6 protein-coding genes are annotated in these 8,079 nt (G+C 36.4%); all 6 read left to right on the top strand.

Features of this window, described 5'->3' with window-relative positions; translation table 11 throughout:
• Positions 1 to 370 (top strand): 5'-nucleotidase (locus tag ACEW8S_RS04560; RefSeq protein WP_373516998.1); only part of this gene is annotated, 370 nt, incomplete at its 5' end.
• Complete coding sequence (locus ACEW8S_RS04555) at positions 367 to 1,011, top strand: SAM-dependent DNA methyltransferase (RefSeq protein ID WP_373516997.1); 645 nt, start codon at positions 367 to 369, stop codon at positions 1,009 to 1,011. The genes ACEW8S_RS04560 and ACEW8S_RS04555, both read left to right, overlap by 4 nt.
• Positions 1,004 to 2,503: an Eco57I restriction-modification methylase domain-containing protein gene (locus ACEW8S_RS04550; protein ID WP_373516996.1), complete on the top strand. Its 1,500-nt coding sequence runs from the start codon at positions 1,004 to 1,006 to the stop codon at positions 2,501 to 2,503. Before ACEW8S_RS04555 ends, ACEW8S_RS04550 begins: the two co-directional genes overlap by 8 nt.
• A gap of 2 nt (positions 2,504 to 2,505) precedes the next feature.
• Complete coding sequence (locus tag ACEW8S_RS04545) at positions 2,506 to 5,016, top strand: GIY-YIG nuclease family protein (protein ID WP_373516995.1); 2,511 nt, start codon at positions 2,506 to 2,508, stop codon at positions 5,014 to 5,016.
• On the top strand, positions 5,017 to 7,512 hold the full coding sequence (locus tag ACEW8S_RS04540) for a DUF4268 domain-containing protein (protein ID WP_373516994.1): 2,496 nt from the start codon (positions 5,017 to 5,019) through the stop codon (positions 7,510 to 7,512).
• Positions 7,513 to 7,562: 50 nt separating this feature from the next.
• Positions 7,563 to 8,079: hypothetical protein (locus ACEW8S_RS04535; protein WP_373516993.1), on the top strand; the 517-nt coding region annotated here is incomplete at its 3' end.

Below are 8,079 nucleotides of genomic sequence, written 5' to 3'. Positions count from 1 at the left end.
TTTTGCTGTGCTTCTGAGAAAACTTTCAGATATTCAAGACTTTCTTCCTGTAGATAAGGAACTTTCCCCTTTAAGAATTGCAATAGTAACCGCTAGAAATGCGCCTAGCCACATGAGGGTTATCAAAACCTTGCGAAAATGGAATGTCTATGTTGACGAGGCTTATTTTATGGGCGGACTGCCAAAAGAGAAAGTACTTGAAGCCTTTGGTGCTCATATCTTTTTTGATGACCAACACACACATTTAAGTGACTCTAGCAAAAAAGTGCCTTGTGGTAGAGTGCTTTACAAATCTAATTCTGTTTTGAAAAAATATGAGAGGGAACTTATTTTAAAACCAAAGACAAAGGGTAAAAAGGGAACGAAATGAGTCAAGTAAAATCCAGACAACGGGTAACCGACCATGGTGAAGTATTTACTTCTGAAAGGGAGGTTACCGCTATGCTCGACTTGGTGAAACAAGAGACCGAACGTATTGATTCACGATTTTTGGAACCAGCTTGTGGCACAGGCAACTTTCTAACAGAAATTTTAAGACGAAAATTGAATATAGTGGCCGAAAGATATGGTAAAAATCAACTAGAATACGAACGATATTCCATTTTAGCCCTTTCAAGTATCTACGGAATTGACGTTTTGAAGGACAATGTAATTGAATGCCGTGAAAGATTGCTGAAACAAGCTATTGAGGCATATGATGTATTGTTTTTTTTAAACATTAAAAAGGAATACGAAGAAACGGCCCAATTTTTATGTTCAAAAAACATAATACTTGGTGACGCATTGACACTAATGGATTTGAATGGTAAAAACCCAATTGTTTTTTCAGAATGGTCGGCAGTAAATGGTAGCATAATCAAGAGACGGGACTATACCATGGTAAACCTCCTACAAAGTCAACCCATGGATGAACCTAATCTTTTTTCCGATTTAGGCGACCAAGCTTTCATTCCAACCCCAGTAGCAGAATACCCCTTGACCCATTTTTTAAAATTGGCAGAATATGCTTGAAATAAAAAATTATAATCCAGATGTACTTTCTTGCTTGGCCAATTTGAGCAATGATGAAGTATTTACACCGCCCGAACTGGCAAACCAAATATTGGACTTATTACCTCCTGAAATTTGGAACAACAAAACCGTCACTTTTTTAGACCCTGTGTGTAAATCTGGGGTGTTTTTAAGGGAGATTGCAAAACGTTTGTTAAAAGGCTTGGACAAGGAGATACCGAACCAACAAGTGCGAATGAATCATATTTTTACCAAACAATTGTATGGAATCGCAATTACAGAATTGACATCGTTATTATCTAGACGTTCTGTCTACTGTTCTAAAACAGCAAATGGCAGATATTCAATTGTTGACACCTTTGAAAGCCAGCAGGGAAATATAAAATTTGACCGAATTGAGCATACTTGGAAAAATGACAAGTGCACTTTTTGCGGAGCAAGTGAAAGCGAATACAAAAGGGAAGTTTCCTTAGAAACTTATGCTTACGAATTAATACATACTCACGAACCTGAAACTATTTTTGATATGAAATTTGATGTTATTGTCGGTAATCCACCTTATCAACTGAGTGACGGCGGACACGGAACAAGTGCAAAGCCAATTTATCATCATTTTGTTGAGAAAGCTAAGCAGCTAAATCCTAGATATTTGAGTATGATTATTCCTGCTAGATGGTACTCTGGAGGTAAGGGGCTAGATAATTTTAGAGCAGAAATGTTAAGTGACAAACGTATTCGACAAATTCATGATTTTCCGGAAGCGACAGATGTTTTTCCTGGGGTGCAAATCAAAGGTGGAATATGTTATTTTCTTTGGGAAAGAGATAACGAAGGTGACTGTTTGGTATCTACATATGAACATGGTAATGTTATATCTAAAATGGAAAGGCCTCTTTTGATGGATGGTTGTGAAAATTTTATAAGATATAATGAGGCAATTTCTATACTAAAAAAGGTTCAGAAATTCTCCGAAGACTCTATGAGAGAACAAGTCAGCTCTAGAAAACCATTTGGATTGTCAACAACATTTAGAGGTAAAACTCGAAAATTTAAAGAGTCAATCAAAATATATCAAAATGGAGGAACTGCTTATTGCAAAGATGAAGATATAAGGACAAATAGAGAACTGATAAAGTATTATAAAGTGTTAATCGCACCATTGGGAAGCGGAAGTGATTCTTTTCCTCATCAACTATTAGGTATGCCTTTTATAGCGGAACCTAATACTGCATGTACCGAAACTTATCTAGTTGCAGGTATATCGAGTTCGGAAAGAACAGCAGAAAATTTGAAGAATTATTTAAAAACAAAATTTCTGCGCTTTTTAGTTTTGTTAAATAAACCAACTCAGCACGCAACCAGTAAAGTATACTCATATGTTCCGAAACAAAATTTTAAGGAGGAGTGGAATGATGAGAAACTTTATTTGAAATATGGTATTTCCCAAGAAGAGCAGGACTTTATTGATTCATTAATTAGACCCATGGAATAGATATGATTCAAGATTTTTTCCCTTCCAGACCTGAAGTAAATCCAAAAGTATATGCCTATTCCATAGACGCTCCCAATCGCAAAGGGCTGTTAAAAGTAGGTTATACACAGCGTGACGTTGCTATACGTATCGCAGAACAAGTGCAGACAAGTGGTGTCGATTATTCCATCGTATTTGAAGCAGATGCCATGCGTAATGACGGAGATGTATTTACGGACCGTGAAGTACATCGCTACCTGAAAAGTAAGGGAATTAAAAATACGGATGGCGAATGGTTTGAATGTTCCTTAACAGAGGTCAAATCGGCTATTGTTGCCATCACTAAGGGAGAAAAAAACGAAGAAAATAGAACGCTTACTTTCTCCATGAGACCTGAACAAGTAAAGGCAGTAGAAAAAACTAGGGAATATTTTAATAGTTTTTCATCTGAAAAAGAGAATGTAGACAAGACTCCTGAATTTCTTTGGAACTGTAAAATGCGTTTCGGAAAGACATTTACAACTTATCAATTGGCAAAAAGGATGGGTTGGAAAAGGGTTTTGGTCTTAACTTTTAAGCCAGCAGTACATAGCGCTTGGGAAGAAGATTTGATGAGCCACGTAGATTTTGAAGGGTGGCAGTTTATATCCAGTAATCAAGATACTCTAGATTACGAAGATGCTGATAAGAATAGTCCATTTGTTTGCTTTGGTTCATTTCAAGACTTGTTGGGAAAAAACAAGTCTACGGGTGGAATAAAAACTAAGAATGAATGGGTACACACTATTAACTGGGATTGTGTAGTGTTTGATGAGTACCATTTTGGCGCGTGGCGAGAAAACGCTAAAGACCTGTTTGAATCTGAGGATAAAAAAGAACAAGAGTTTGGAGATGGTATAGGTCGTGATTACTTTGACGCTGATATCATGCCCATTACGACCAATGGATATTTATATCTTTCTGGAACACCATTTAGGGCTATTACCTCAGGTGAATTTATTGAAGAACAGATTTTCAATTGGACTTATTCAGACGAACAAAGAGCTAAATCAGAATGGCAAGGTGATAATAATCCATATTTGTCGCTGCCAAGAATGGTCATGTTGACCTATCAATTACCAGATGCTATTACTGAATTGGCAATGGGAGGTGAATTTAATGAATTTGACCTTAATATTTTCTTTAAAGCTGAGGGAGAAGAAGATACTGCTAGTTTTTTGTATGAATCCGAAGTACAAAAATGGTTAGAATTAATTCGTGGTTCCTACTTAGAAACTACGCTGGACAATTTAAAGTTAGGGGCAAAAAAACCCCCTATGCCATTTTCTGATGCTCGCTTACTATCCGTTTTGACGCATACGTTTTGGTTCATGCCGACCGTGGCTTCATGTTATGCCATGAGAAATTTAATGAACGAAAGACAAAATACTTTTTATCATGACTACAATATTGTTGTAGCAGCAGGAACGAAAGCAGGCATAGGAGTTCATGCATTGCCTCCAGTTGAGGAGGCTATGGAAAATCCTTTGCAGTCAAAATCCATAACACTTTCGTGTGGCAAATTGACAACGGGCGTATCGGTGAAACCATGGACCGGTATTTTAATGCTTCGGAATTCTTCAAGTCCTGAAACATATTTTCAAGCGGCTTTTAGGGTACAGACCCCATGGGCTATCAAAAATCCTGACAATAAATCTCCAAACAAAGAAGAGGTAATTAAAAAGGAATGTTATGTTTTTGATTTTGCACCTACTAGAGCGCTTCGACAAATTGCGGAATACAGCACGCAATTAAATGTGGAAGAACCGAACCCTGAGAAATGTGTAGCTGATTTTATTCATTTCCTTCCTGTTTTGGCATATGATGGTAGCTCCATGAACCAAATTGATGCGGCAGGCATTTTGGATATGGCGATGAGCGGAACTACGGCCACCTTGTTGGCAAAAAGATGGGAAAGCGCTTTACTGGTTAACGTAGACAACAATACCCTAAAAAGACTGTTGAACAACAAAGAAGCCTTGGAAGCATTAATGTCTATTGAAGGGTTTAGGTCCCTAAACCAAGAGATTGAAACAATCATCAACAAATCGGAAGCGGTAAAAAAAGCCAAAAAAGAGGCTAATGACAGGGATTTTTCCAAAAAAGAAAAGAAACAACTTTCAGAAGAAGAGAAGGAATATAAAAGTATGCGAAAGCAAATTCAAGAGAAGTTGATAAAATTTGCTACTCGGGTACCAGTTTTCATGTATCTAACCGATTATAGGGAGCGAACCCTAAGAGATGTAATTACCCAATTAGAACCGGGTCTTTTTAAAAAAGTCACTGGTCTTATAGTAAAGGATTTTGAGTTGCTGGTCGGATTAGGGTTGTTTAATAGTGGTTTGATGAACGATGCTGTTTATAAATTCAAACGGTATGAAGATGCCAGTTTAGTATACACAGGAATAAGCAAGCACAAAGGTGAAAATGTTGGATTATATGATACCGTTTTGACTTCTAAAGACTATAAATCCACTTTTGAGAATTTGAATTAAATGAAAGCCACCGAACTCCCCATTATCAATTTTTTACAAACGCCCAATGTCCAATACGTTATACCTGTATACCAACGAAACTATGACTGGACGTTAAGCGAGTGCAGTCAATTGTTACATGACATTATTAACGTAGAACAAGAAGATAGAGGCACCCATTTTATTGGTAGTATAGTTTTTATACATGAGGGAGCGTATAGTACCCGTGAGGTTCGAGAGCTGGTCATCATTGATGGCCAACAGCGCCTGACCACCATCAATATTTTATACGTGGCTCTTTATCGTTTTGCCAAGGAAAAGGGCATGGAAAAAGAAGCAGAAATGCTCTACAACATGTACTTGGTAAACCAGTACGTACAATTGGACTCAAGCAAACTTAAATTAAAACAGACCGATACCAACTCCTTGGCCTTCAAAGCTATTCTAGAAGGTAATGAAAAAGGATTCTCAACATATTCAAATGTAATTGAAAACTATTCTTATTTCAATTCTCAAATTAACGAAGTGAATTTTGAGATTATTAAAAATGGTTTGAAACGTCTCATTTTTGTAGAAATTTCCTTGGAAAGGGATAAAGATGATCCGCAACGAATTTTTGAGAGCCTTAATTCAACAGGATTAGATTTGTCACAATCTGATTTGATCCGTAATTACATTTTAATGGATTTGCAGCCAAGAGAGCAACAACGAGTTTTCAATATAATTTGGAGTCCCATAGAGGAAAATGCCCGTGATTTGGTTAAACAGAAATCTATGGTCTCTGCTTATATCAGGGATTACCTGACACTTAAGAATAAGAAAATACCGAATAAAAGCAAAGTCTACCAAGAATTTAAACAAAATTATTCAGACAAAAGAGATGAGGGTTACATGAATGAACTAGATAGCATTAAGGCCCTCTCCGTTCATTATAAAATGTTCGTGAACCCCCAAACCGTTGGCAATCCAGAAATACGCCAACAACTGGAATACATAAATCGATTAGAGATAAATGTAGCATACCCTTTTTTACTTCAGGTTTTTGAAGATTGGGATAACGGCATAATTGACAAGGCAATTTTATTGAACGTTTTGAAATTAGTGCAGAACTATGCCTGGAGAAGGTTTATTGTCGGCTTGCCAACCAACTCCTTGAACAAAATATTCATGACCTTGTATTCTGAAATTGACACAGAGGAATATTACGACAGTTTGGCGATAGCATTATTGAGCAAAAGGGGCAACTCGCGTTTCCCCAATAATGAAGATGTGACTTCAGCGTTAAAGGATAAAGACTTGTACAATATCAAGGCCAAAAATAGAAACTACCTTTTTGAGCTTTTAGAAAACTATAATAACAGGGAATATGTAGATACATCGAAGGACGAAATTACCGTGGAACATATTTTCCCGCAAAACCCTAGCGATAACTGGGTAAGAAATTTAAGCGAAGATGAGCTCTTTTTGTTCAAGGAAAAATTTTTAAATACCATCGCCAACCTTACCTTATCCGGTAATAATGGAGCATTGGGCAACAAGTCATTTTTGGAGAAAAAGAAGATGAATTTTAAAGTAGGTGAACAGGGCTACATCTATAGTAGACTTTGGTTGAACGATTACCTGAAAACTATTGACACATGGAACATTAAGGCTTATGAAACTCGTTTCAATCTCATAAGTAATCGTTTTCTAGTTATTTGGAAATATCCTGATGTTGAAGTGCCATCAAATGGTGACATAATTGAACAAACAATATTTGAAGCCGAATCGCCAAGGCACAAAAAATTGGAATACTTTATTTTTAGAAACAATAAAGTCGAAGAGCCGGCAATTGCAAATATGTATAGCCATGTGTTACAAGAACTGTATACCATTAATACAGAATTGTTTTTAAGCAACGACATACTTCGTATTTCTAGAGACAAAGAAGAATTTCGAAGTGCTCAAGAAATTACCAATCGCTATTATGTAGAGTTCAATATTGACAGCGACACCAAATTCAATATTCTGAAAAAGTTATTGTCGTTGTTTGATTTAGAGGAAGAACTTCTTATTAAATATGACTTAGATGTGGCAATACAAGGCAACCGATATGGAATTCGCAAGGAGTATTGGACACAGTTGTTGCCGTTGATAAAAGAAACCGATTTATTCCGGAACGTCAGCCCCACGAAAACCCATTTTATTAGTTGTGGTGCCGGAAAAACTGGAATCAGTTATACGCTAGTAACCACGGGATCGCATTGCCAAGTTGAACTGAGTATATTAGCCGGCCAAAAGGAAACCAATAAAAGTTACTTTAAAAAATTGAAGGCTAATCAAAATTCCATAGAACATAGTTTTGATAATAAATTAATCTGGCAAGAACTTCCCGAAAATAAAATGAGCCGAATAAAATATGTATTGGACGATGTCAATCTTTTTGATAAATCTCACTGGTCAAAGATGAATACTTTTTTTCTAGAGCAATTACCAAAATTTGAAGAAGCTTTTGCACAAGAAATTTCAAAATTGTAATTCAGAATGCACAACTTTCCAAATCTTGCCTAAACGTCAACTGAATCACTATGACTCTAATTATCGGTTGTATTACTAAAGACTTTGGTATAATAGCTGGCGATACTCAACTTTCTTCAGGTGATTTAAAAAGGGGCGAATTTGAAAGATTAGTACAAACAAAGGTCCATCAGTATGGGCCGGACTTCATGATGGGTATATTGGGAAAGTGGGGCTATATTGAACCAATGAAAGATTGCACAGGTACCCAAATAGACTATTTTAAAACACTCAACAGAGAAATTCAGAAGTCAGCGGTAAAGGATAAGTTAGGCTATTTAAGCAAATTTCTTCCAGGGAAACCAAATATCGAGGCCACAGCCATATATATTAAAAAAGAATCAAATTTTATTTTAGATTGTATTACAAATGATGGAAACGAAAAAACCATTAAAAAAATAACAATTGCTGATAAACGTTTGGTTTTTAATGAACCTTTTTTTGATACGGATCCGAACTATGTGGAAAGTAAAGTCCGTGACTTTATTAAAATCAATAAGTTGACAGACGGCCTTCCGGATTCCCTTT

This window comes from Pricia sp. (genome assembly GCF_041745955.1).
In the GTDB taxonomy this organism is placed as follows: domain Bacteria; phylum Bacteroidota; class Bacteroidia; order Flavobacteriales; family Flavobacteriaceae; genus Pricia.
Note: the sequence above shows the minus strand (reverse complement) of the source record. Positions and strands in the feature narration are given on the sequence as shown.

Excerpts from the sequence above, each read along its gene's own strand:
- ACEW8S_RS04550 (WP_373516996.1), top strand. The coding sequence starts at position 1,004 with ATGCTTGAAATAAAAAATTATAATCCAGATGTACTTTCTTGCTTGGCC.
- ACEW8S_RS04555 (WP_373516997.1), top strand. The coding sequence starts at position 367 with ATGAGTCAAGTAAAATCCAGACAACGGGTAACCGACCATGGTGAAGTA.
- ACEW8S_RS04540 (WP_373516994.1), top strand. The coding sequence starts at position 5,017 with ATGAAAGCCACCGAACTCCCCATTATCAATTTTTTACAAACGCCCAAT.
- ACEW8S_RS04545 (WP_373516995.1), top strand. The coding sequence starts at position 2,506 with ATGATTCAAGATTTTTTCCCTTCCAGACCTGAAGTAAATCCAAAAGTA.